The sequence below is a fragment of the Nonomuraea sp. PA05 genome, from assembly GCF_008086045.1.
GTDB classification, from domain to species: Bacteria; Actinomycetota; Actinomycetes; order Streptosporangiales; family Streptosporangiaceae; genus Nonomuraea; species Nonomuraea monospora.
The window spans coordinates 275726-299391 of the sequence record NZ_VSEY01000005.1 but is presented as its reverse complement, the minus strand read 5'-3'; the positions used below and the strand labels follow the sequence as shown (position 1 = coordinate 299391).

Below are 23666 nucleotides of genomic sequence, written 5' to 3'. Positions count from 1 at the left end.
CCCACAGTGTCAGAAAGTCGTCTTGTAGGGCGATCGTAGTCGGACGGACGCTCGGAGTGACACGGCGGTCTACGAGCCGGAGGCGGTCCCTGTGCCCGACGAGTTCGACACCTGCGAGACGTGGCCCTTCGAATGCCTGCGCTGCCTGCACGTCTGGGAAGAGGAGTTCGTGGTCAGGCACCTCTGCGACGCCTACGGCAACGGGGGCGACATCTGGCTCAGCTCCGGGGTTCCGGTGCAGCCGCCCTGGTCGGACGCCTGCTGCCCGGCCTGCGGCGCGTACCGGGTGACCTGCTTCCCGCCCGGGTGCCCGGCGGCCCGCCGGCCCGAACCCGAGCCCGAGCCTGAAGCGGTCCTCATGCCCTGGCCGGACAGGGCGTCCGCTCCGGTTCCGGAGCGGACGCACCTGCCCGGCAAGCTTCTCGTCGCGCTGGGCGTGCCGATGGCCCTGTTCGTCGGGTACGAGCTGTACGCCGGCGCCATGGCCGCCGTGCACCCGCACCCCTAGGAGCTGAGGCTCTCCAGCCAGGCCTGGTGCAGACCGGCGAACCGGCCCGCGGCGGCGATGAGCTGGGCGGGCGGCCCGTCCTCGACGATCCGGCCGCCCTCCATCACCAGCACCCGGTCGGCGATCTCCACGGTCGACAGCCGGTGCGCGATGATCAGCGCCGTGCGCTCGGCCAGGATCGTGCGCAGCGCCCGCTGCACCAGCCGCTCGCTCGGCACGTCCAGGCTGGAGGTGGCCTCGTCGAGGATCAGCACGGCGGGGTCGGCGAGGAAGGCGCGGGCGAACGCGACGAGTTGCCGCTGCCCGGCCGACATCCGGCCGCCGTGCTTGCCCACCTCGGTGTCGTAGCCCTGGGGGAGCCCCGAGATGAACTCGTGCGCACCGATGGCCTTGGCCGCCTCGCGCACCTGACGATCGGTCGCGTCAGGCCTGCCGAACCTGATGTTGTCCGCGACCGTGCCGTTGAACAGGAAGTTCTCCTGCGTCACCATGACCACGGCCTGGCGCAGCGCCGGCTCGTCGAGCCTGCGCAGGTCCACGCCGTCGAGCAGCACCCGCCCGTCCGTCGGGTCGTAGAAGCGGGAGATGAGCTTGGCCAGCGTCGTCTTGCCCGCGCCCGTCGCGCCGACCAGCGCCACGGACTGCCCCGCCGGGATCGTCAGGTCGAGATGCGGCAGGATCGGCATCTCCTTGACATAGGCGAACTCGACGCCGTCGAAGCGCACCTTGCCGCGTGCCCTGCCCTGCGGCAGCGCCTGCGGCTCGCGCGGCTCCGGCACGCCGGGCTCCTCCTCCAGCACGCCCGACAGCTTCTCCAGCGCCGCGCTCGCCGACTGCAGCGTGTTGTAGAACTGGCTGATCTCCTGCATCGGCTCGTAGAACGAACGCAGGTACAGCATGAAGCCGGCCAGCACGCCGGGGGAGACCTCGCCGCGCAGGGCCAGGTAGCCGCCGTAGAGGAGCACCGCGCCGATCGTCATGTTGCCGATCAGCTTGACGCCGGTCATGAACGTCGCGCCGAGGATCATGCTGCGCGCGTTCGCGTCGCGGTAGTCGTCGTTGAGCCGCTCGAAGATCTCCTGGTTGCGCGGCTCCCTGCGGAACGCCTGCACCGCCCGGATGCCGATCATCGACTCCACGAAGTGAACGATCACCAAGGCGACCGTCTCGCGCGTCCGCCGGTACACCATGACCGACTGCCGCTGGAACCACTTGGTGAACAGCAGCAGCAGCGGGATCGGGATCAGCGCCACCAGGCCGAGGTGCACGTCCAGCACCAGCAGCAGCACCGCCGTGCCCACCAGCGTCAGCACGGCCTTGACCAGCGCGTCGAAACCCGACTGCACCAGCTCGGCGATGGCCTCGATGTCCGAGGTCAGCCGGGAGATGACCCGGCCCGAGGTGTACTGCTCGTGGAAGTTCAGCGACAGCCGCTGGAAGTGGTCGAACACCCTCCTGCGCAGCGTCAGCAGGATGCTCTGGCCGACGGCGCCCATCAGCCGCAGGAACGCCTGCCGGGTGAGCGCCTGCGTGACCGCCGCGACCAGGATCACCCCGACCACGGTCACCAGGACCTCGGACCCGGCGCCCCGCGTGATCGGCGGGATGCCCTGGTCGATGCCCACCGAGACCAGGAACGGGATCGACAGCCCGGCCGCGTTGGAGACCACGATGATCAGCACGAGCAGCGCGATCCGCTTCTTGTACGGCCGCAGCAGGTCGCCGAGCAGCCGCCGGGAGCGCTCCCGCAGCAGCCCGGACACCTTGTCCGACAGCTCGTCCTGGTCCTCGGAGGCGACTCCGCGCCAGGAGTCGCTCTTCTCCTGAACCGTCGTGGTCATCGAAGCGCCCCTTCCGCCGCGTCGTCGAAGTCGGCGTCCTGGGCCAGCAGCTCCCGGTACTCGGGAACCTGGGCCAGCAGCTCGCGGTGCTGCCCGACGTGCGTGATCGTGCCGTCGCGCAGTAACGCCACCTTGTCGGCCAGCAGCACGGTGGAGGCGCGGTGGGCGACCACGATGCCGGTCGCGTCACGCAGCACGTGCCGCAGCGCCTCCTCCACCAGCGCCTCGGTCTCGGCGTCGAGCGCCGACAGCGTGTCGTCGAGCACGAGGATGCGCGGCTTGCTCAGCACCGCCCTGGCCAGGGCGAGCCGCTGCCGCTGCCCCCCGGACAGGGACAGCCCCTGCTCGCCGATGCGGGTGTCGAGGCCCCACGGCAGGTCGTGGACGAACATCGCCTGCGCCGTCCGGATGGCCTGCGCCAGCTCCTCCTCGGTGGCGTCGGGCCGGCCGAGCATCAGGTTCTCGCGCACGCTCATCGAGAACAGGGTGGGCTCCTCGAACGCGGTCGCGACCACCGAGCGCAGGGTCTTCAGGTCGAGGTCGCGCACGTCGTGCCCGTCGATCGTGACCCGCCCGGAGGTGGGGTCGATCAGGCGGGGCACCAGCGCGGTCAGGGTGGTCTTGCCCGCTCCTGTCGGGCCGACCACGGCGACCGTCTCGCCCGGCCGGACCTCCAGCCAGACGTCGCGCAGCACCGGCTCCTCGGAGTCGGCGAAGCGGAAGCCGACCCCCTCGAAGCGCAGGTGGCCGCGCGGCTCCTCGATCGTGCCGGTGCCGCCCTCGATGGCCGGGACGGTGTCCATGACCTCCATGAGCCGGTCGGCGGAGGTCATCGCCTCCTGCGCCATGACCAGGAGGTAGCCGAGGCTCGCCACCGGCCAGACGAGCTGCAGCATCAGCGTGGTGAAGGCGATCAGCGCGCCCAGGGTCAGCGAGCCCGAGCCGACCGCCAGCGCCCCGATCAGCAGCACCAGGGCCAGCGTGATGTTGGGGACGATCTCCAGGAAGGAGAAGAACTTGGCCGACAGGCGCACCTTGTCCATCGAGGAGCCGTAGACCTTGAGCGCCGCGTCGTCGTACTGGTCGTAGACGTGGTGGCGGCGGCCGAACGCCTTGATGGTGCGGATGCCGATCGCCGACTCCTCGACGAGCGTGGCCAGGTCGCCCTGCTCGTCCTGGACCTGCCGGGAGATCTTGATGTAGCGCTTCTCGAAGCGCTGCGACGTCCACACGATCGGCACCACCGAGGCCAGCACCAGCAGGCCCAGCGGCCAGTACATGTTCAGCAGCAGGATGGTGACCGTGATGACCTGCAGCACGTTCATGACCAGGAACAGGGCGCCGAAGCCGAGGAAACGACGGATCGTCGACAGGTCCGTCGTGGCCCGTGATAAAAGCTGCCCGGACTGCCAGTCTCCGTGGAAGCCCATGGGCAGGCGTTGCAGGTGCTCGTACAGGTCGTCGCGGACGGCGGTCTCCAGGCCGAGCACCGGTTTGACCTGGATGTAGCGGCGGAACAGGATCAGCAGCGCCTCGAGTGCGCCGACGCCGATCGCGAGCAGCCCGAGGGGCAGCAGCGCTCCGGAGTCACCGTGTTCGACGGGCCCGTCGATGACCGTCTTGATGATCAGCGGGAAGACGATGACGAGGGCGACACCGGCGAGTGCGGTCAGCCAGATGATGATCAGTCTGGTGACGTACGGGCGGAGATACGGCTTCATCCGCCACAGGGAGTTGGAAGACAGCAGGGGACGGCGAGGTTTGTGCGTATCGGGAGGCATCCCTTCTAGGCTAATACGTGGGATCAACCGATTTTCTGTGGCCCCAGGGGCGGACTTTCGTACATGACGTGCGAAAACATGAATGTTCATGCTCTTTCGGCGGGCCGTTACCTACCTTGGAGTTGTTGTGATCGCACCAACCGAGCTGCCGTACCTGCGGCGCTGCGTCGAGCTGGCCACCCGGGCACTGGAGGTCGGCGACGAGCCGTTCGGCTCGGTGCTGGTCTCCGGAGACGGCGCGGTGCTGGCCGAGGACCACAACCGGGTAGCCTCCGGCGACCGCACCAGGCACCCGGAGTTCGCCCTGGCCCGCTGGTCCGCCGAGCACCTGACGCCCGAGCAGCGGGCCGCCGCCACCGTCTACACCTCCGGCGAGCACTGCCCCATGTGCGCCGCCGCGCACGCCTGGGTGGGGCTCGGGCGCATCGTGTACGCCGCCTCCTCGGCCCAGCTCGCCGGCTGGCTGAGCGAGCTGGGCGTCCCCGCGCCGCCGGTGCGCACCCTGCCGATCGGTGAGATCGCGCCGGACGTGATCGTCGAAGGGCCGGTGCCTGAGCTGGCCGAGGAGGTCCGCGAGCTGCACCGCCGCTTTCACACACCCATTTGACCTGCGGTTTGTACTCTTCGTGGCACAGTCGGACGTATGGTGCACGGTCGCTCCATCAGGGCCAGGGTGACGATCGCGACGGTGGTGGCGTTCGGGATCCTCATCATGGGCGGGCTGAGCGTGATCTCGATGATGTACCCGGTGCGGGCCCGCGCCGAGCTCGTCGAACAGGCCGACAAGGCCAGCCGCCGCATCACCACGATGATCGACCGCACCCGCTTCACCGGCTCGATCCCGCCGGTGGACAGCGTCGCTCTCCTCCAGGTCGTGGACGCCGACGGCCAGGTCGTGGCCGCCAGCGCCTCCCTCACCGGCCGCCCGCCGCTCACCTCGGCCCGGCCCTCCGGCGGCGACTCCCGCGTCAGCGACCGGGTGTGCCGGCCCTGGGGCTGCATGGTCGTGGTCGGCACCAGCAACCGCGCCACCGTCTACGGGCCCGCCGTGGCCTACGCCGCCGTACGGGAGCCGTTCCTGCTGCGCTCGTCCTTCCTGCCCGCCATCCTGTACGGCTCCGGCGCCGTCCTCGTGGCGATGCTGGGCTGGGCCGCCTGGTTCGGGGTCGGCCGGGTGCTGGCGCCCGTGGAACGGATCCGGCGCGGCCTCGAACGCATCAACGCGGAAGACCTCAGCATGCGGGTCGAGGTGCCGTCCAACAGGGACGAGGTGGCCGCGCTCGCCGGCACCGTCAACGACACGCTGGGGAGGCTGGAGGACGCCGTCGAGCGGCACCGGCGCTTCGTCTCCGACGCCTCCCACGAACTGCGCTCACCGATCGCCGGCCTGCTCGTACGGCTGGAGGCCGGCCTCGGCGAGCGGACCGAGGCCGACTGGCGGGCGGCCATGTCCGACGCCCAGCGGCTGTCCGACATCGTCGGCGACCTGCTGCTCATGGCCCGGCTGGACGCCGGCACGGAGATCGGCCGCGAGCGGGTGGACCTGGGCCGGCTGGTGGAGGAGGAGGTGGCGCGGCGGCCCGCGCGGCTGCCCGTGACGCTGTCCGTGGAACCGGGGCTGTACGTGGAGGGGAGCCGGTTGCGGCTGGCCAGGATCCTGACGAACCTGCTGTCCAACGCCGACCGGTACGGGGACACGGCGGTGTGGGTCTCGGTGCGCGGGGACGGGGGTGAGGTGGTGATGGAGGTGGCCGATGACGGGCCGGGGATTCCTGAGGAGATGCGGGAGCGGGTGTTCGAGCGGTTCACGCGGCTGGATCGGACGCGGTCACGGGACACCGGGGGGAGCGGGCTCGGGCTGCCCATCGCCAGAGACATCGCCAGGGCCCATGGCGGGGACCTGACGGTAGGCGGGGGGCCGCGGACCCGGCTGATTCTGACCTTGCCGCGCGAGTAGCGCCGCCACCTTGTCACGGTCGACGTCCGGGCGGTCCGCCAGGGCGCGAAGTATGCGGGTGCGGCGATCGCTGTCGGCAGCCGTCTCCAGCAGTGTCAGCACGTCGTCACCCGGCATGAGGGGGGCGTCCTGTTCGAGCTGTTTCAGCACGCGGTCCAGGTACTCCAGGGTCGGCACCCTCCGCAGGGCGCGGCCGAAGTCCGCGACTTTCGGAGAGTCGCTCAGCAGGAGCGCCAGCAGATTCGCGACGGGGCTCTCCGGATGGGCGGACAAGTTCGCGTCGATCTCTGTCAGATAGGGATAGAGGTTCGCGAAGAGATGCCCGAGCGTGGTGTCGTCACGAAAGGAGATCTCCCGCATCCAGCTCATGCCGGGCGCCCGGAATCTGGCCGGGTTCGTGGCAGGCGCGGGCCAGGTGAAGAAGACCAGGTCGTGGGACTTGAAGACCGGCTTGCGGTCGAAGGCGACCTGGAACACCCTGGTCTCGTCGTCGCGCAGGAAGTGCCGGACGTGCAGCGTGTGGATGAGCGCGTCCCACTCGGCCCTGCTGAGCTGGGAGTGCCAGAGGCGGGCGATCCTGCGCCACCGCTCGTTGGCGTGCTCCGGCTGCTCGGTGCGGAACAGCTCCGTGCCCGCCAGCGGTTCGTCCGCCGACAGCACGGCGAGCAGCAGCAGGTTGGCGCTGTGGACGGCGCACTGGGCGGTCAGCTCCGCCCGTACCGGCTGATAGGCGTCATAAGCGGAACCGGGCCTGGACAGGAGCGAGTCGGAGAACAGCTCGCACAGGTACCTCGTCAGCAGCGGGCGCTCGCCGGGCGGGACGGTGCGATGCAGGCCGTGCCTGAGGAAGTCCACGGTGGGGGCGCGGACGGTGAGCGCCGCGAACGACAGGAGCGCGCGCAGGTACGCGTCGTCCGGCCGGGTGGGGCGGCGGCGGGACTCGGCGGACGCCAGCTCCTCCGCCATGTCCGCCAGCTCCCTGACGACCAGGCGGGCGACCAGGTACTCGCCGAACGTGGCGTGCAGGAACTCGTAGGTCTTGAGCCGCTCGTCGTCGCGCAGCGCCCGCGAGGTGTGGACGAAGAAGAAGCCCCCGATCACGCCTTCCGCGCGGCTCACCGGGCGGCGCAGCCCCTGGTGCCGGCGGGTCTCCTGGCCCAGCAGCGTCCGCAGGTCGGCGTCGAGGTCGGGCTCGGCGATCCACTGCAGGCCCCGGTTGAACATCGCGAACGCGGTGATCGACAGGTGCAGCAACTCGTCCTCCACGGCCCGCTCCAGGTCGGCGTCCGCGAGGCCGGGGCGGGTCTTGCCTACCTCGCGGACGGCGAAGTCGTGCAGCAGCCGCTCGTACAGCTCCGCCTCGTGGGCGTTGTCGGGCAGTTTGCCCAGGGCGTTCGCGTCGGCGTCGTACAGGGCCAGCATGAGCAGGAGCAGGGGTTGCCCGGCGAGTTTCCGGACGGCCAGCACCTTGTCCATGGGCAGTGGCCGCAGGCCGCGTTCCCGGAAATATCCGTCGTTGTCGTGGTTCCAGGTGGTCACCCACTGGCGGATCTGGTCGTCGTCGAACGGCTCCAGCCGGATGACGAACGTGCCCGCGGGCAGCCGCGCCCGGTCCGCGACCGCCGTCCTGGAGGTGACGACGACGGCCAGCGCCCGCCCCTTGTCCGCCTGGTCGCGCTGGAACCGGGCGACCCGCTCCAGGTAGTCGGTCTGGTTGACGCCGGTCGCCTGGAGCAGCTCGTCGAAGCCGTCCAGCATGACGACAGGGAGCGCGCCGCCGCCCGCGTGCACGAACTCGGGCCAGGACATCGGCTCGTCCAGCGCCGCCCTGATGCCGTGCTCGATCTGCGCGAGCACGTCGCTGTCGGCGGGCACGTCGCGCAACTCCACCCTGAGCGGCAGGAACTCGGCGGCGGGCAGCCGGGCCGCCAGCACGCGCGTCAGCACCGACTTGCCCGCGCCCGGCTGCCCGAGCACCAGCAGCGGGGCGGCCGTGGCCTGCGGGAGCGTGAGATGGCCGGCCAGGAAGGCGTCCAGGTCGTCGCGGCGGGGAAGCTCGGCCCAGGCCTCCTCCGCCGGGTGCACGCGATACGCGGGGTTCACGTAGCCCTGCTCCAGCGTCGGGATGGTCATCCCCTTCGGCGTGTGCGCGGCGCTGACGATCGGGCGTCCGAGCGCGGCCCTGTTCGACCGGATCAGCGCCGCCAGCCGGTCGGACGGGCTCCGCGTCGGCGGGATCCTGGCGAGTTGCTCCTGGATCCCGGCCAGGCCGTGCCTGAGCTGCCTGATCTCGGTGCGGGTCGCCTGGTGGTCGATGCGGTCGGACCAGCACGCCACCTCGGGGAAGTCGGCGACCAGGCGGCGGAACAACTCCTCGTAGCGGCGGACCGCACGCGCGGGGAGGTCCGTGCGCAGGCGGTCGCGCGTGGTCTCGTCCCAGGTGTCCCAGCGATGCAGCCCCTTGAGGAAGGAGACCAGCTCGTACGTCTGCGCCCTGTAGACGACTTCGAGCTCTTTCAGCACCCGCTCGAACGGGAAGGCGGGGCTCGGCAGTGGGACCAGGTCTTTCGCCAAGTCGCTTGAGCCGGTGATCCTGCGCTGGTCGTCGGGGGTGAGGTCGCGCAGCACGTCCACCTCGCGCAGAACGTCCAGAAAGGCGGCCACCACGATGACGGAGTGAGCCGCCGCCAGCCGCTGCGTCGAGTCGTACCGGCTCAGGCCCTTGACCTTGTCGCGCAGCCCGCGCAGGAACGCGTCACCCAGCCGCACCGCCTCGGCCCGCGCGTCGAACAGGTCGATCGCGCTCGTCCCGAACAACGCCAGGCATGTCGCCTTGTCCAGGACGCCCGTGATCGCGGTGGGCCCGCCGAGCAGCGCCACGGCGTCCCGGTAGCTGATGATCTGCCGCACGCCCCAAGTCTGCCGAAAACCAGTGGAAGCGCGCCGCTCAAACCTGGGAGTCGGTGCCGAGCGCGATCGTCTCCGTCACCTCGGCGTGCCGCGACGCCTCCTCGGCCGCGAAGCGCTCCGCGTCGATCCGGTCGGCGATCTCCTCGTCCTGCCGCATCAGCGCGTCCAGCGACTGCCCCGCCATCTCCAGCACCCCCATGTCCGCGTACGCCTGCCGCAGCCGCGGGCTCCACAGCCCGATGTCCTTCACGCACGGCACGATCCGGCTGAACAGCAGCGAACGGAACACCCGCAGGTAGTCGGAGCGGTCGGTGGCTTCCATGGCCTCCTCCACCTCGGCCTTCGACAGCCCCAGGTACTCCCACGTCTCCCTGCCGCGCAGCCGGTCGCGCATCAGATAGCAGCCTTCGATGACGAAGTCCTCGCGCTCGCGCAGCTCGGTCTCCGACAGGCCGCGGTAGTGGTCGCGCAGCGCCATCCGGCCGAAGGCGACGTGCCTGGCCTCGTCCTGCATCACGTACGAGAGGATCTGCTTGGGCAGCGGCTTGGTGGTGATGTCGCGCATCACCCCGAACGCCGCCAGCGCCAGCCCCTCGATGAGCACCTGCATCCCGAGGTAGGGCATGTCCCAGCGGGAGTCGCTCAGCGTGCTGTCCAGCAGCGACTTGAGATGCTCGTTGATCGGGTAGGCCAGGCCCACCTTCTCCTGGAGGAACCGGGCGTAGGTCTCGGCGTGGCGGGCCTCGTCCATGGTCTGGGTGGCGGCGTAGAACTTGGAGTCCAGGTCGGGCACCGACTCCACGATCTTGGCCGAGCAGATCATCGCGCCCTGCTCGCCGTGCAGGAACTGGGAGAACTGCCAGGCCGCGCCGTGCAGCCGCACGTCCTTGCGCATCGCGGGGCTCATCCGCTCCCACAGCGGGGTGCCGTAGATGGCGATGGTCTGGTCGGGGACGCCGAGCACGTCGTACGGGTCCACCTCCAGGTCCCAGTCGATGCGCTTGACCGAGTCCCACTGCTTGTCCTTGCCCTTCTGGTAGAGGGCGAGCATGCGATCCCGGCCGTCGTCGTACTCCCAGGTGAAGCGGCTCGCGCCGGACATCTCGACGTTCCACGTGGAGAGCCCGGCGGGGATGGTGTAGAGCTCGTGGGTCGACATGGGACCTCCGATGGGGGGTCTGCGGGGGGTCCACGTACACCGTACGTGCGTGCTCCGAGCCTGCGCCCGCGCCGTGCGCCCGTCAATAGAATGAGCTATGAGCTCCGAGCCCCTCTCCCGGGCACGCATCGTCGCCGCGGCCATCGACCTCATCGAGCGGGAGGGCGCCGACGCGATCTCCATGCGCCGCATCGCGGCCGAGCTGGGGGTGGGCGTCATGTCGCTCTACAACCACGTGCCCGGCAAGGACGCCCTGCTCGACGGGGTGGCCGAGTCGGTGCTGAGCCAGATCGAGTTCACCGACGATCCCGACGCCCACTGGACCGACCGGGTGCGCATGCAGGCCAGGGCGTTCCGGCAGATCGCCCACCACTATCCGCGCTCCACCATGCTCGTGGTCAGCCGTCAGCTCCACTCCGCCGCCGGGCTGCTGCCCGTCGAGCGGGCGCTGGCCACGCTGCGCAGCGCCGGGTTCGACGGGGCCGACGCGGTGCGGATGTTGCGGATGTTCATCGCCTACATCGTCGGCTCGCTGCTGCGCGAGGTCGGGGTGACGCCGACGTTCGCGCCCGTGCAGACCAGGACGATCAGGGCCGACGGGGTGGATCCAGCGCTGTTCCCCGAGGTCAGCTCGCTGTCTGCGCTGCTCGACGAGTGCGATCACGAGGAGGAGTTCGAGTTCGGGCTCGAACTGCTCATCAAGGCGATCGAGGCGTACGCGGGGCGTAGGGAGGGCACCCGGTGAGCCGCCGGGGGTGCCCTCCCGAGCCGGCTAGTACCAGTTGTGCGATTTCCAGTGCCCCCAGGCGCCGCAAGGCCTGCCGTACCTCCCCTTGATGTAGGCCAGACCCCAGCGGATCTGGGTCTCCGGGTTGACCTTCCAGTCACGGCCCGCGCCGCTCATCTTGCCCGCGGGCAGGGCCTGCGGGATGCCGTAGGCGCCGGACGAGTGGTTGAGCGCCCGGTGGTTCCAGTTGCTCTCCCTGGTCCACAGGTTGTCCAGGCAGCGGAACTCGCGGAAGTTCCAGGCCCGCTGCACGACGTGGTCCAGGGCGATCTTCTTGTTCCTGCTGGCGGGCCTGACGGCCGCCATCTTCGGTTGCGCCGACGTGGTCCAGATCCCGGTCCTGATCGGCTGTCTCGAGTCGGGCGTGGCCGCCCATGCGCTGTCGGTGGTGCTGAGTGCGGCGGTCAGTGCGGTGAACGCGGTGACGGAAACGAGCGTGCCGCTGAAAACGCGTTTGCTGTCCAAGGCGATCCTTGCTGTCGGGTCGCGTGCGGACAGGCGCCCTCAACGGGCGCCCCGCCGTCCGCGTCCGTGGCTCGGACGCAGAGGGTCCGCGCGGCCCTCCGGGACGCATCTTGCTCCGCCCGGTCGTGCTGGGCGGCCCGGAGGGCACCGCGACGTGTCCTCTAGCACGATTCCTATTACGCGTAGTCACGCCGGGTCATACACCAAGACACGCGAAGGACAGGTGTTTGTGCGACCGTTGCGGATAAAGGGGCTGCTCGCTGGGCCGGTTTTGCCCGGTCCGCCGCCCGATTGGGCGGGCCTTGCCGGAAATAGCGAGCAAGCCTGGGGTTTGACTCAGTACCAACCGTGGGATTGGAAGTGCCCCCAGGCGCGACACGGCGAGCCGTACCGTTGCTTGATGTAGCCGAGGCCCCACTTGATCTGGGTGCGCGGGTTGGTCCGCCAGTCACGTCCTGAGGAGGCCATCTTGTGGCCGGGGAGCGCCTGCGGGATGCCGTAGGCGCCGGAGCCGTTGCCGGCGCGGTGGTTCCATCCGCTCTCTCGGTGCCAGAGTTTCACCAGGCACCTGAACTGGGAGCTGTCCCAGCCACGCGAGGCCACCATGACCTTGGCGATGGCCTTGTTCCTGCCGCTGGTCTGGGAGCTCTGCGCCTGTGCGGCCGAGGCGCCGCCCGCCGCCACCAAGGTGGCGGTCAGGACCAGGACGCCGGTACGGCGGAGCATGGGCATGCGGGTTCCCTTTCGAGGGGGTTCGTGGACCGCGCCACCCTGCCCGATCGGTCACCTTTACAGCCACTTGACCAAGGAAACGAAGATCGTCAGTAAAGATCTCGATATATACCTTTTCTTGCATGTTTGTCTGAAAAATGAGGACTGCGTCACATTTTCGCCCTGACTCGTTCTGTAGGGTCAGAATCATGAGCCTCAGCGACATCCCGCTTCGCACCCTGACGAACGACTCGACCACGCTCGCCGGCCTGACGGCGGGCAGGCCCGCCCTCATCGTGAACGTGGCCTCCAGATGCGGGCTCACCCCGCAGTACACCGGCCTGGTCAAGCTCCAGGAGGAGTACGGCCCGCGCGGCTTCACCGTCGTCGGCATGCCGTGCAACCAGTTCGCCGGCCAGGAGCCCGGCACCGCCGCGGAGATCCAGCACTTCTGCTCCACCACCTACGGCGTGGACTTCCCGCTGCTGGAGAAGGCCGAGGTCAACGGGCCCGGACGGCATCCGCTGTACGCCGAGCTGGTCCAGACGGCCGATGAGCAGGGAGAGGCGGGGGACGTGCAGTGGAACTTCGAGAAGTTCCTGGTCGACGGGGAGGGCCGGGTCGTCGCCCGCTTCCGGCCCCGCATCGCGCCTGAGGACCCGGCGATCACTTCGGCGATCGAGCAGCTCCTCTAGCGGCCCGGCATCAGCGGCCGTTCGCCGGTGACGTGTGGACGAGGACGGCTTCCGCCAGCTCCTCAAGCACCTCCGGCGGCAGCGTGTGCCCCATGCCCTCGATCATCAGCAGCCGCGCACCCGGAATCATCTCCGCGATGATCGCGCCGTGCCCGGGCTTGGCCGGCTCGTGCGTGCCCTCGACCACCAGCGTCGGCGCCTTGACCAGGTGCAGCACCCCCACCGGCTCGAAGTCGGGGCGCGCCGCCGCGGCCAGCCGGTGGTTGGCCACGGCGTCCAGGTCGCGGGCCCGGTCGTAGACGCGCTCCTGAAGGCGGCGGGCGGCGTCCTCGTCGAACGGCAGCGCCGTCCCGTGCAGCACCCGCTGCTCGGCGATCATCACCTCGATCCGCTCACGCCTCGTCGCCGCCGGCGGGGCCGCGATCAGCTCGCGGAAGAACGCCACGAACTCCGGCGCAGGCTCCGGCAGGCTGCCCTCCGGCTGCGGCTGCCCCATCAGCGCCCGCATGACCACCGCGCCCTCACCTCCGCCGAGCGGCGAGGAGCCGATCACGGTGAGCGTCCGCACCCGCTCCGGCTGCTCCACCGCGATGAGCTGGCCCAGCAGGCCGCCCGCCGAATGGCAGACCAGGTGAGCGCTCTCCAGCCCGTGCGCGTCCATCACCCGCAGCACGTCGTCCTTGATGTCCTCCCAGGTGTACGGCTCCTTCTCGAAGTCCACGGTGCGGGAGCGGCCCGTGTCGCGGTGGTCGTACCGGATCACCCGGCGGCCCCCGGCGGTCAGCCTGCCCACGAACTCGTCCGGCCACAGGACGCCCTGCGACATCGAACCCATGATCAGCAGAATCGGCTCGTCGGTGGTGGCGCCGAACTCTTCGCTCCAGATGTCGTCATGCATGAGTCACAGCATGTCCTGTCCGGGTACGGGTGCCTTCCGTAGAACTACTAGGCGCGCGAGTTCAGTACGGGTGCCGATGCCGAGCTTCGGGTAGATCTTGTAGAGGTGGTACTCGACGGTGCGGGGGCTGAGGAAGAGCTGGGCGGCGATCTCCTTGCTGGACAGGCCGTCGGCGACCAGGCCGGCGATGCGCAGCTCCTGCGGCGTCAGCACATCCAGCGCCGGCCCCTCCACGAACTCGACACCCGCCCCCGCGTCCGGGTCTGGGCCTGTGGTGGGCCCGGTGCTCGTGCCCGCCGCTCGCAGCTCGCCCTGCGCACGCCGCGCCCACGGCCGCGCTCCCGACCGCTGGAACGTCTCCAACGCCGGCCGCAGATGCGCACGCGCGTCACCCGGCCGGTGCGCCCTGCGCAGCCGCTCACCCAGCAACAGCGCGGTCCTGGCCGCCTCGTACGGGTTCGTGTGCAGCCCCAGCGCCTCCTCCAAGCCCGCGAGCTCACCCGTGACCTGAGCCCGGCACCGCGCCAGCAACGCGTGCGCCTCAGGCGTGGCCGCGTTCGCCGACCACCGCTCGTACGCCTCCAGCGCCGCCCCGGCCGCGTCCAGATCGCCCGCCCCGACGGCGGCCTCGATCCGGTCCGGCGTCGAACGCCACACGATCGTCGGATGCCCGGCGCCGGGCCCGGCCGCCGCGATCGCCCTGAACCGGTCGTGTGCCGCGGCGAACCGGCCCATCCCCAGGTCCAGCATGGCCAGCGCGTACGCGGCCACGCCCGCGCGCAGGCCCACCCGGTGGGGGAGCGCGATGGCCAGCGCCTCCTGGGCCAGGCGGCGGCACTCGTCCTCGTCGCCGCGCAGCGCCGCCAGGACCGCGAGGTTGGCCAGGTGGGCGGCCACCGTGTTGGTGTAGCCGGCCTCGCGGGCCAGCTCCAGGCCCTCCTCCGAGACGGCCTGGCTCTCCGCCAGGCGGCCGGCGATCCGGTCGGCGGTGGCCACGAACTCCAGCACCACGGGGAGCTGGCCCACCATGCCCGACATTCTCGCCACCCGGCCCGCCCGCGCCGCCAGCTCGGCCGACAGGTCAGCCTCACCCAGGTAAGTGGCCGCCGCCGTCGCCCACAGGAACCCGGCCGCGTCGGTCAGCTCCCCGGCTCTGGACAGGGCACGCCTGAGGAGGGTGTGGGCGGTTTCGTGGGGGTGTGCGGGCGGCTGAGGGCCGTGTGGACGGCCGGGGAGGTGTGCGGGCGGCTGAGGGGCGTGCGCGGTCCCGGGGGAATGTGCCGACGTGTGAGGGGAGTGCGCGATGCCGGGCGCGGTGAGCGTCAGGCCGATGCCGGTCAGCACGTCCCGCAGGAAGCCCTCCGGGTACCGAGCCGCCCGACGGCCGATCTCGACGATGGCGGCGGTGTCCCCCACGTACGACGCAGCCTCGGCGGCGTCCGCCAGCATGTCCAGGCTGTCACCCGCGCCCAGGATCCGCACGGCCTCCGCGGCGCTGCCGGAGTTCAGCTCGAACCGGCCGCGCAACTGGGCCAGATCCATCCCCAGCACCGCATCCCCGCCCGCGTGCTCCCGCGCCTCGGCCAGCAGGGACTCCGCCTGCCCGGGACGGCCGCCCAGCCACGCGGCCACGGCGGCGTCCTTGAGCCGGACGGCCCTGGCCGCCGGGCCGGGGGTCAGCTCGGCGGCCCTGACCAGGGCCGTGGCGGCGTCGCCGTAACCGCCTCGGTCGCGGGCGCGTGCGGCGGTGTCGGCGAGGGTGGCGGCGGCCGTCTCGTCCTGGCCCAGCGTCGCCGCCGCCAGGTGCCAGGCGCGGCGGTCCCCCTCCGCCTCCGCGGCCAGGATGCGGTGTGCCTCGCGGCGGTCCGCCGGGGTGGCGGCCTCGTGCACGGCTGAGCGGATGAGCGGGTGGCGGAAACGTACGGACGTGCCCTCGATGCGGGCCAGGCCGATCGTCTCCAGCTCGTGCAGCGCGTCCCGGCCCGCGCCCATGCGTTCGGCGGCGCGCAGCAGCACGTCGAGGTCGCTCTCCACGGACGCCAGCAGGGCCACCTGCCGGGTGCTGCCGGGCAGGGCCGCCACCTGCTCCCCGAACAGGCGGGTCCCGCCCGGCAGGGGGTCGGGCAGGGGCTCGCGGCCGGTGAGCTGACCGGGGCTCAGCCTGCGTACGGTCTCGCGCAGGGCCAGGGGGTTGCCGCCGGTCAGCGACACCAGCGCGCGCTTGACGGCAGGCGCGATCCCACCGTCCTGTACGGGGGAGGCGTCGGGCGCGAGTCGCGGGGCGGCGTCCAGGAGTTCGGCCGCCGCGGCCTCGGCCAGCCCTCCGACGGCGAGCGACGGCACCCCCTTGACCGCCGGCGCGTCCCCCCGCACCGCCAGCAGCATCGCGATCCGCTCCGTCCGCACTCTCCTGGCCGCGAACAGCAGCGCGTCCGCCGACGCCCGGTCCACCCACTGGAAGTCGTCCACCACGCACACGAGCCCGTCCACCGCCGCAGCCTCCGCCAGCAGGGACAACACCCCCGCCGCCAGCAGGAACCGATCCCCGCCGCCACCCGCGCCCAGCCCGAGCGCCCCGCTCACGGCCGCCCGCTGCGGCGAGGGCAGCGCGTCCAGCAGCGAAGTGGCGGGCCGCAGGAGCTGGTGCAGCGCGGCGAAGGCGAGGTCGGACTCGGGCTCGACGCCGGTGGTGCGCAGCACCCGCATGCGGCCACCCCGGGAGGCGGCCACGTCCAGGAGGGCCGTCTTGCCCACGCCGGCCTCGCCGCGCAGCACGAGCGCCGCGCCCGCGCCGTCGCGGGCGCGGCCGATCACGTCATCGATGGCGGCGAGCTCCGCCGATCTACCGAACAGCACAAACGCCCACTGTAGAGCCGGGACGAATGCCGCACGAACGGTACACGACCGAACACTCTGGGTATCGAAAGGCTCGTAGGAAGGAGCTCGGGAATGACGATCAATCCGTACGCGGCATCGCCCTTCAGCTATGTCGCAGAGCCGGCCGTGTCCCCGTACTCGATCGTCGAGCTGATGCCCGGCGTGCACAACCTGTGCGAGTACGTCCGGCTGGCGGCGGGCGACCGGGTGCTGCTGATGATGGAGCACACCGTGGACCCGGTGGTGGTGCAGGCGATCGCCGCGGCGGCGGCGCTGCGTGACGCCGACGTGCGGATCCTGTCGGTGCCGTCGTTCAGCGCGGGCGGGTGGGACAGGGAGGCGCCGCTGCCGATCGAGACGGCCGCCTTCCACGAGGCGGACGTGGTGATCAGCGGGACGTGGTGGGGCGAGGTGCACACGGCCCCGCTGTTCTTCGACCAGATCAGGGCCCGTTCGGCCCGCTTCCTGTCGCTGCACATGGCGGCCACGGCGGGCGCGCTGCTGACGGGCGCGCGGCTGCCCGCCGAGGTCTTCCACGCGCTGGTGGCCAGGGCGTTGCGGCAGCTCAACGCGGCCTCCTCGATCAGGGTGACGTCGGCGCGCGGCACGGATCTGACGTTCGCGGGGCTGACCTTCGAGGATCCCGGTCCTGGCGGGCTGCGGCCGGGCGACTGGCGGCCGTTCCCGTACGGGGGCGTGAACTTCTGGCCGACGGAGACGGAGGGCGTGCTGGTCGTGGAGGACAGCACGGTCACGGGCGTGCCGGAGGAGCCGCTGCGCGTCACGCTGGAGGGCAACCTGGTCCGCAAGATCGAGGGCGGGGCCGCCGCCGGGCAGTTGCGCCGTTACGCGCCCGGCGGCTTCTACATGCGGCACGCCCTGTTCGGCTTGAACCCGAAGGTGCGCGTCGCGGGCGGCACGCAGTTCGAGCGGGAGAAGCACGCGGGGGCGTTCTACTGCGGCCTGGACGGGCTGACCGACGGCGCGCCGGTCACCTCGGGGCCGGGCTTCGCGCACTGCGACTGCCAGGTGGACCGGCCGACCGTGGTCGTGGACGGGGAGACGTTCGTGGAGCGGGGGCGGCTGCTGCTGCTCGACGAGCCGGAGATCAGGGAGGTGGCGGCGCGGTTCGGGCCGCCGGAGGTGATCCTCGACGACAACCCGGTGATGATCCTGCCGCGCCGCTACACGGGGCTCAGCGGTGGGGGCCGCAGCTTCCCCTGATGATCAGCTCGGTGGGCAGGACGACGGAGCGGGCCCTGCGCCCGCCGGAGCGCAGCACCAGCTCGGCGGCGCGGTAACCCATGTCGCGGCCCGGCTGGGCGATCACCGTGAGGGGCGGGGAGCACAGCTCGGCCCAGGGCACGTCGTCGTACATCACCAGCGACACGTCGCGCGGCACCCGCAGGTCCAGCTCCCTGGCGGCCAGCACCGCGGCCTCGCCGAGCACGTTCCCGCCGGCGACCACGGCCGACAGGTCGGGGCGGCTCTGGAACAGGCCGGAGGCGGCGGCGTAGGCGGAGTCGCGGCTGCCGGTGCCGAACACGACCAGCTCCTCGTCCACCGGCGAGCCCACCGCCTCCCTGAACGCCGACGCCCGCCGGTCGTGGCCGGGGCCGCCGAGGAAGGCGATGCGCCGGTGGCCGAGGCCGCGCAGGTAGCGGACCGCGGTGCGGATGCCCGCCCGGTCGTCGGCCAGCACGGCGGGCGCCTCCGGCGGGCGGCTGAAGGCAGGCTGGGGGGTGGCGAGGCCGTCCAGGGCCATGAGGTCGCCGACGGCCGCGGCGGCCGGGTCCTCCATCTCGGGGGACGGCGGGGCGGGCAGGCGGTCGGCGAAGACCACCGTCATGCCCGCGCGGACGGCCGGGGCCCAGGTGTCCTCCTCGCCGGAGGGGACGGCGATGAGCCGGTCGACGCTCTGCTCCAGCAGCATGCCGATCAGCTCGGCCTCCTGCTCGGGGTCGCCGGCGGTGGAGCCGAGCACGACGGGCTCGCCGGCCGAGCGGGCGCAGGCGAGCACGCCCTCGGCGAGCTGCGCGTAGAAGGTGTCGGTCAGGTCGGGGACGAGCAGGCCCATGCCGCCGGTGCGGCGCTGGCGCAGGTTGCGGCCCAGCGCGCTGGGGCGGTAGTCGAGCTGCGCGGCGACGGCCAGGACGCGCTCCCTGGTCTGCGGGCTGGCCGAGCCGCCCGACAGCACCCGGGAGACGGTGGCGACGCCCACACCGGCCGCCTCGGCCACATCCTTGATCGTCGCCCGCTTCTCCATGGAAACGATTCCATCATGCTTCCGGGAAAACTGGAAGGCACCTGTGAGTACAAGGGCTGGTCACGCGGTAACCCTTGACACCGATGTCCGTTTCGGGTGAGATGCTTGAAAACGTATCCACGATGAGTGGGGAGATTCACTCCGTGCGAGTGGATCTGACGGGACCATCCGGGCAATCCGCCCTGGAGCGCGAAGGAATGTCATGGCATCCATCGTTCTGACGAACGTCGACAAGATCTACGCCGGTGGCGTGAAGGCCGTGAACGGGCTCAACCTTGAGATCAAGGATGGCGAGTTCATGGTGCTGGTCGGCCCGTCCGGTTGCGGTAAGTCGACCGCGCTCCGGATGATCGCGGGTCTGGAGGACATCAGCGGTGGCGAGATCGCCATCGGCGACAAGGTGGTCAACCACCTGCCGCCGAAGGACCGCGACATCGCGATGGTCTTCCAGAACTACGCGCTGTACCCGCACATGACGGTCGAGGAGAACCTCGCCTTCGGCCTCAAGCTCCGCAAGATGCCCAAGGCGGAGATCTCGAAGCGCGTCAACGAGGCCGCCAAGATGCTCGGCCTCGAGACCTACCTCAAGCGCAAGCCGGCCGCCCTGTCCGGTGGTCAGCGCCAGCGTGTCGCCATGGGCCGCGCCATCGTCCGTGAGCCGCAGGCCTTCCTCATGGACGAGCCGCTGTCCAACCTGGACGCCAAGCTCCGCGTCTCCATGCGCGCCTCGCTCAACCAGATGCACGAGCGCCTCGGCGTCACCACCGTCTACGTCACGCACGACCAGGTCGAGGCCATGACCCTCGGCGACCGCGTCTGCGTCCTGCGCGACGGCCTGCTCCAGCAGGTCGACACCCCGCAGAACCTGTTCGACAAGCCGGTCAACCTGTTCGTCGCCGGCTTCATGGGCTCGCCCTCGATGAACTTCGTCACCGCCGAGCTGGTCCGCGGCGACGGCGGCGCCGCCGTGACCTTCGCCGACATCAGGCTGTCGATCCCCGAGGCGACCTTCTCCGACAAGCCGGGCCTCGACCAGTACCTCGGCAAGAAGATCATCCTCGGCATCCGCCCGTCCGACTTCGAGGACTCCGCCTCCGCCGGCAGCCACGCCAACGGCTGGGCCACGCTGCCCGTCAAGGCGGAGGTCACCGAGGAGCTGGGCTCCGAGATCAACGTGCTGTTCCTGATCGACGCCCCGCCCGTCGAGCACAAGGACACCGTCGCCGCCGCCGACGCCGGTGACGACGAGGACGCCACGCTGCCGCTGTCGGGCGACAAGTCCCTGTGGACCGCCCGCGTCAACGCCCGCAGCCACGTGCGTCCCGGCCAGAACATCGAGCTGGTCGTCGACACGCACAACCTGCACTTCTTCGACCCGACCTCCGGCCTGTCGATCGGCCACGAGGCCAACCGCTGAGCCAACCGCTGAGCCAACCGCTGACATCCGGTTCCCGGCCGCGGGCGTGAAGCCCGCGACCGCCTGGGCCCCCACCGCGACCCCCTCCCGCGGCGGGGGCCCGCTCTTTTCCCGGTACGACCTCAGCGCCCGATACGCCGCGACACCATGGCCTGCACGCCGCGCGGCACCAGCCGCCCCGCCGCCACGATGAGCTTGTAACGCAGGTCGGGGACCGACACCCGCTTGCCCACCGCCAGATCGCGCATCCCCGCGCGCACCACGTCCTCGGCCTTCAGCCACAGGAACCACGGGATGCCGGAGCTGTCCATCGAGGCCCGCTGATGGAACTCGGTGCGCACAAAACCGGGGCACAGCGCCATGATCCGGATGCCCGAGTCGCTCACCGTGGCGGCGGCCGACTCGCTGAAGTTCACCACCCACGCCTTGGACGCGCTGTAGGTGCTGCGGCTGCCGAAGAACGCCGCCACGGACGCCACGTTCACGATCGCGCCCCGGTCGCGTTCCCGCATCCCGGGCAGCGCCGCCAGCGTCAGCCGCAGCACGGCCTCGCAGTGCACCTTGAGCATGCGCAGCTCGTTCTCGACCGGCACGTACGGGAAGTGCCCCGCGTTGCCGAATCCGGCGTTGTTGACCAGAAGGTCCACGCCGTCGCGCAGCCTCGACTCGACCTTGGCCAGGCCCTCCTCGGTGGCCAGGTCGGCGGGCAGCACCTCGACGCGCACGCCGTACCTGAGCTTGAGCTGGTCGGCGGCCTTGGCGAGGCGGAGCTCGTCGCGCGCCACGAGGACGAGCGAGTAGGCGTCGGCGGCCAGGTGGCGCGCGAAGGCGGCGCCGATGCCGGCGGTCGCGCCAGTGATCAGTGCGGTTGGCATGCCTGCACCATAACGGGCGCGGATCGGCGCGGTCGGCCCGCCTGGGTCGTGACTGCCATGGATCGGTGCGGTCAGCCCGCCTCGACCGTGACGGGCGTGGCAGGATGGGTGACGTGCGCATCGTCGTGGCCGGGCTCTTCCTGCTGGCCCTCACCGCCTGCACGCCCGAGCAGCCCGCCGGGTCGGCGACCCGCGCCCCGGGCACCGAAGCCCCCGGCACCGCGTCCTCGCCCCGCAGCAGCCCGCCAGAGCCTCAGACAGGCACATCCACGCCCGCGCCCGCGGAGCGCGGCGAGCTGCGCTTCACGCGGATCGCCGAGCTGGAGCAGCCGGTGGCGTTCGCGGTGCGCAAGGGCGACGACCGGCTCTACGTGGCCGAGCAGACGGGCCGGCTGCGCACCACCGGCGGCAAGGTCGTGATCGACCTGTCCGGCGAGGTGAGCACGGGCAACGAGCAGGGGCTGCTCGGCGTCGCGTTCCACCCCACCGGCCGCTGGGTCTACCTCGACTGGACCGACGCGCGGGGCCACACCCACATCACCGAGTGGGCCTACGACGGCGAGCGCGCGACCGGCAGGCGCGACGTGCTCAGGCAGGACCAGCCGTACGCCAACCACAACGGCGGCCAGCTCGCCTTCGGCCCCGACGGCTACCTCTACATCGCCTTCGGCGACGGCGGCAGCGCGGGCGACCCCCAGGGCAACGGCCAGAACCTGAACACGCTGCTCGGCAAGCTGGTGCGCATCGACCCGCGCGGCGACCCGTACAAGATCCCGGACGACAACCCGTTCGCCGCAAGGAGGGGCGCGCGGGGCGAGATCTGGGCCTACGGCCTGCGCAACCCCTGGCGGTTCAGCTTCGACCGCGGCACCGGCGACCTGTGGATCGGCGACGTCGGGCAGAACGCGTGGGAGGAGGTCGACCACCAGCCCGCGAGCAGCGAGGGCGGCGAGAACTACGGCTGGAACCTGCGCGAGGGCAGGGCGCGCTTCCGCGACGGCCAGGCCCGCGGCCTCGTCGAGCCGGTGATCGTCTACCCGCTGGGCGAGGGCGGCAACTGCTCGGTGATCGCCGGGTACGTCTACCGCGGCGAGAAGATCCCCTGGCTGAAGGGGCAGTTCCTGTACGGCGACTTCTGCGCTGGCTGGGTCAGGGCCGCGCCCGCCGACGACGCCGCGGACTCGGCCGAGGTCGGCAGGGTGGAGCAGCTCTCGTCGTTCGGGGAGGGCCCCGACGGCGAGCTGTACGCGCTCAGCCTTCAAGGTCCGATCTATCGGATCGAGGCCGCCTGACCCGCTCGATCAGCGACTCCACCTGATCGTTCAGCTTGGCGCCCCTGGCCCAGCCCGCGTAGTGCGTCAGGAAGACCGCGACCTCCCGCAGCTCGGCCTCGCTCAGCTCGCCGGCGCGCAGCGCGACGTCGAGCTGGGCGTCGGTCATCTCGTGCAGCCCCTGGCCGACGAGCAGCCCGAGCAGGAGCAGCCTGCGCTCCCTGACCGTCAGGACCGACCGGGACCAGAGGTCGGCGAACTGGCGCTCGGCTGTCATGCCGAAGGAGTCGACCGTCTCCATCGCGGGTTCTGTCATTGTCCGCTCCAGGGGTTGTCGATAGGGATCCTCATATCTTTCGCTACTTCCCGGGATGAACCAATGGGGGTTGCATGAACGTTGTAGCGGAGCGCCGCAACCCCTGCACGGAGGGCTTTTTGGTCTGTAACAAGTAAAGCCAAGGCTTGGCCAAGATTTGGTCAAGATTTCTCACCGTGCGGCGAGCTGATTTCCCTCCAAAGCGGGCACAACAACTCCGTTGGTCCGTCATGCGGAGGTAAGCCCTGGTGAAAAAAACACGGGCTTTGATCGCGCTCATGGTCGCGGTCCTGATGCTGTCCGCGTGCGGGCAGCCGGAGTTCACCTACGTCAGCGACAAGAGCGGCACCACGTACTTCAAGGTGCCGGCCTCGTTCACGCAGCTCGACGCCTATCCCATCGAGTTGTACCTGTCCGGCGACCATCCCAACTCGCAGGCCGCGCTGCTGCGGGCGCAGCGGGTCTGGTCGACGGCCTTCGACCAGTCAGCGGATCCGTCGGTCAACCATCTGCTCGGCTCGACGGAGCCGTTCGTCTACGCCACCGTGCACCAGCTCACCGAAGAGCAACGCGACTCGATCTCCCTCAACAGGCTGCGCGACTTCGTCCTCCCGGTGACCGAGGAGGTACGCACGGCCTACCTGCAGCAGGCCATGGCCATGAGCCAGCCGCCGATGTTCAGCCGCTTCGAGCCCATCAGTGACGAGGTGCTGAGCCTCGACAGCGGAGCCAGAGGAGTGCGCGTCCGCTTCAACTACCAGATCGGCAACGACGTCCAGACGTTCGACCACACCGCCATTCTCGACGAGAAGGGCGCCACGGTCTCCGTCATGCTCATCGGCTGCCAGTCCCTCTGCTACGCGAAGCGCGCCGCCGAGTTCGACAAGATCGCGAGTTCTTTCAAGCTGCTCCGGCTGCCCGGATGAGGGAGC

The 23666-nt window shown here is 70.8% G+C and carries 19 protein-coding genes and 1 pseudogene; 9 read left to right on the top strand and 11 right to left on the bottom strand.

What is annotated here, in order from left to right:
* Window positions 1-91: 91 nt before the first annotated feature.
* On the top strand, window positions 92-508 hold the full coding sequence (locus FXF51_RS10450; RefSeq protein WP_148434060.1) for a hypothetical protein: 417 nt from the start codon (window positions 92-94) through the stop codon (window positions 506-508).
* On the opposite strand, the gene FXF51_RS10445 is transcribed toward FXF51_RS10450, so the two are convergent.
* Together FXF51_RS10445 and FXF51_RS10440 are read right to left on the bottom strand one after the other, a co-directional pair.
* Window positions 505-2349, bottom strand: coding sequence for an ABC transporter ATP-binding protein (locus FXF51_RS10445; protein ID WP_148434059.1), 1845 nt, complete (start codon window positions 2347-2349; stop codon window positions 505-507). The two genes, FXF51_RS10450 and FXF51_RS10445, sit on opposite strands and share 4 nt — an antisense overlap.
* Entirely contained in the window at window positions 2346-4070 is a 1725-nt protein-coding gene (locus FXF51_RS10440) for an ABC transporter ATP-binding protein (protein WP_148434058.1), read from the bottom strand. Before FXF51_RS10440 ends, FXF51_RS10445 begins: the two co-directional genes overlap by 4 nt.
* Window positions 4071-4257: 187 nt before the next feature.
* On the opposite strand from FXF51_RS10440, the gene FXF51_RS10435 reads away from it, so the two are divergent.
* Both FXF51_RS10435 and FXF51_RS10430 read left to right on the top strand, forming a co-directional pair.
* Window positions 4258-4737, top strand: a complete 480-nt coding sequence (locus FXF51_RS10435; protein ID WP_222871226.1) for a nucleoside deaminase — start codon at window positions 4258-4260, stop codon at window positions 4735-4737.
* A gap of 36 nt (window positions 4738-4773) precedes the next feature.
* The gene (locus FXF51_RS10430) at window positions 4774-6087 is read left to right on the top strand and encodes a sensor histidine kinase (protein ID WP_148434056.1); all 1314 of its coding nucleotides are present in this window, start codon (window positions 4774-4776) and stop codon (window positions 6085-6087) included.
* A gap of 2325 nt (window positions 6088-8412) precedes the next feature.
* Here the strand turns inward: FXF51_RS10430 and FXF51_RS63700 are convergent.
* Both FXF51_RS63700 and FXF51_RS10425 read right to left on the bottom strand, forming a co-directional pair.
* Window positions 8413-8997, bottom strand: a pseudogene (locus FXF51_RS63700) (hypothetical protein); the annotation flags it as partial.
* A 37-nt stretch (window positions 8998-9034) separates the two neighbouring features.
* On the bottom strand, window positions 9035-10156 hold the full coding sequence (locus FXF51_RS10425) for a ferritin-like domain-containing protein (protein ID WP_148434055.1): 1122 nt from the start codon (window positions 10154-10156) through the stop codon (window positions 9035-9037).
* Window positions 10157-10253: 97 nt separating this feature from the next.
* Here FXF51_RS10425 and FXF51_RS10420 point away from each other — a divergent pair, with 97 nt between their 5' ends.
* Window positions 10254-10901: a TetR/AcrR family transcriptional regulator gene (locus tag FXF51_RS10420; protein WP_148434054.1), complete on the top strand. Its 648-nt coding sequence runs from the start codon at window positions 10254-10256 to the stop codon at window positions 10899-10901.
* A 27-nt stretch (window positions 10902-10928) separates the two neighbouring features.
* Here the strand turns inward: FXF51_RS10420 and FXF51_RS62495 are convergent, their stop codons facing one another.
* Window positions 10929-11408: a lytic transglycosylase domain-containing protein gene (locus FXF51_RS62495; RefSeq protein WP_262379406.1), complete on the bottom strand. Its 480-nt coding sequence runs from the start codon at window positions 11406-11408 to the stop codon at window positions 10929-10931.
* A 336-nt stretch (window positions 11409-11744) separates the two neighbouring features.
* Window positions 11745-12140 carry a transglycosylase SLT domain-containing protein gene (locus FXF51_RS10410; protein ID WP_316247614.1) on the bottom strand — a complete coding sequence of 132 codons (396 nt, stop codon included), beginning with the start codon at window positions 12138-12140 and terminating at the stop codon, window positions 11745-11747.
* Window positions 12141-12328: 188 nt separating this feature from the next.
* On the opposite strand from FXF51_RS10410, the gene FXF51_RS10405 reads away from it, so the two are divergent.
* On the top strand, window positions 12329-12814 hold the full coding sequence (locus FXF51_RS10405; protein ID WP_148434053.1) for a glutathione peroxidase: 486 nt from the start codon (window positions 12329-12331) through the stop codon (window positions 12812-12814).
* Between the two features lie 10 nt (window positions 12815-12824).
* Here the strand turns inward: FXF51_RS10405 and FXF51_RS10400 are convergent, their stop codons facing one another.
* Together FXF51_RS10400 and FXF51_RS10395 are read right to left on the bottom strand one after the other, a co-directional pair.
* Window positions 12825-13712: an alpha/beta fold hydrolase gene (locus FXF51_RS10400; protein ID WP_148434052.1), complete on the bottom strand. Its 888-nt coding sequence runs from the start codon at window positions 13710-13712 to the stop codon at window positions 12825-12827.
* A 3-nt stretch (window positions 13713-13715) separates the two neighbouring features.
* Window positions 13716-16568 carry a helix-turn-helix transcriptional regulator gene (locus tag FXF51_RS10395; RefSeq protein WP_148434051.1) on the bottom strand — a complete coding sequence of 951 codons (2853 nt, stop codon included), beginning with the start codon at window positions 16566-16568 and terminating at the stop codon, window positions 13716-13718.
* Window positions 16569-16661: 93 nt separating this feature from the next.
* On the opposite strand from FXF51_RS10395, the gene FXF51_RS10390 reads away from it, so the two are divergent.
* The gene (locus tag FXF51_RS10390; RefSeq protein ID WP_148434050.1) at window positions 16662-17813 is read left to right on the top strand and encodes a hypothetical protein; all 1152 of its coding nucleotides are present in this window, start codon (window positions 16662-16664) and stop codon (window positions 17811-17813) included.
* Here the strand turns inward: FXF51_RS10390 and FXF51_RS10385 are convergent.
* Window positions 17785-18855 (bottom strand): LacI family DNA-binding transcriptional regulator, encoded by a 1071-nt coding sequence (locus FXF51_RS10385; RefSeq protein ID WP_148434049.1) that lies wholly within the window; start codon window positions 18853-18855, stop codon window positions 17785-17787. The two genes, FXF51_RS10390 and FXF51_RS10385, sit on opposite strands and share 29 nt — an antisense overlap.
* Before the next feature lie 202 nt (window positions 18856-19057).
* On the opposite strand from FXF51_RS10385, the gene FXF51_RS10380 reads away from it, so the two are divergent.
* On the top strand, window positions 19058-20272 hold the full coding sequence (locus FXF51_RS10380; RefSeq protein WP_148434048.1) for an ABC transporter ATP-binding protein: 1215 nt from the start codon (window positions 19058-19060) through the stop codon (window positions 20270-20272).
* A 122-nt stretch (window positions 20273-20394) separates the two neighbouring features.
* On the opposite strand, the gene FXF51_RS10375 is transcribed toward FXF51_RS10380, so the two are convergent.
* Window positions 20395-21147 carry an SDR family NAD(P)-dependent oxidoreductase gene (locus tag FXF51_RS10375; RefSeq protein ID WP_148434047.1) on the bottom strand — a complete coding sequence of 251 codons (753 nt, stop codon included), beginning with the start codon at window positions 21145-21147 and terminating at the stop codon, window positions 20395-20397.
* 113 nt (window positions 21148-21260) lie between these two features.
* On the opposite strand from FXF51_RS10375, the gene FXF51_RS10370 reads away from it, so the two are divergent.
* Window positions 21261-22439, top strand: a complete 1179-nt coding sequence (locus FXF51_RS10370; RefSeq protein WP_262379405.1) for a PQQ-dependent sugar dehydrogenase — start codon at window positions 21261-21263, stop codon at window positions 22437-22439.
* Here FXF51_RS10370 and FXF51_RS10365 read toward each other — a convergent pair.
* Window positions 22399-22734 (bottom strand): carboxymuconolactone decarboxylase family protein, encoded by a 336-nt coding sequence (locus FXF51_RS10365; RefSeq protein WP_148434046.1) that lies wholly within the window; start codon window positions 22732-22734, stop codon window positions 22399-22401. The two genes, FXF51_RS10370 and FXF51_RS10365, sit on opposite strands and share 41 nt — an antisense overlap.
* A 278-nt stretch (window positions 22735-23012) precedes the next feature.
* Here FXF51_RS10365 and FXF51_RS10360 point away from each other — a divergent pair, with 278 nt between their 5' ends.
* Window positions 23013-23660 (top strand): hypothetical protein, encoded by a 648-nt coding sequence (locus tag FXF51_RS10360; protein ID WP_148434045.1) that lies wholly within the window; start codon window positions 23013-23015, stop codon window positions 23658-23660.
* The last annotated feature ends 6 nt before the right edge of the window (window positions 23661-23666 follow it).